The organism is Muricoccus harenae (assembly GCF_009848505.1).
Classification (GTDB): Bacteria; Pseudomonadota; Alphaproteobacteria; order Acetobacterales; family Acetobacteraceae; genus Roseomonas; species Roseomonas harenae.
In genome coordinates this window covers 1-519 of sequence record NZ_WWDL01000125.1, presented here as the reverse complement: position 1 = coordinate 519, position 519 = coordinate 1, and the positions used below count along the sequence as shown (strand labels likewise).

Sequence of the window (519 nt, the reverse complement as noted above, 5' to 3'; positions counted from 1 at the left end):
GCGCGCAGCCTGAAGAAGCAGCTGCTGGCCCGCGCCGCCGTGCGGGTGCGGACGGATGAGTCGAATCGCGTCGTGGTCAGCGCGCTGCGCGACCTGGACTTCCGGATCGATTCCGGGGAGCGCGTCGCCCTGGTGGGCCGCAATGGCGCCGGCAAGACCACCCTGCTCCGCTCCCTCGCTGGCATCTATGAGCCGGTGGGCGGGCGGCTGACGATCGAAGGCTCGGTCGGCTCCCTCATCGACCCGGCCGCCGGCCTGGATCAGGACAGCACGGGGCGCGAGAACATCCGCCTGCGTGCCCTCTACCGGAACCTCGACCTCGCCGCGCAGGCGAAGCTGGAGGAGGAGGTCGCGGAATTCGCCGGGCTGGGCGAGTTCCTCGACATGCCGATCAAGGGCTATTCCGCCGGCATGGCCATCCGGCTGGCCTTCGCCATCGCCACCGCCATGCAGCCCCAGATCCTGCTGATGGACGAGTGGTTCATGGCAGGCGATGCCACCTTCATGCAAAAGGCCGAG

At 69.2% G+C, this 519-nt stretch carries 1 protein-coding gene; it reads left to right on the top strand.

Annotated elements, in window-relative coordinates; translation table 11 throughout:
• Nucleotides 1–519 (top strand): ABC transporter ATP-binding protein (locus tag GSE44_RS25225; protein WP_159351556.1); only part of this gene is annotated, 519 nt, incomplete at both ends.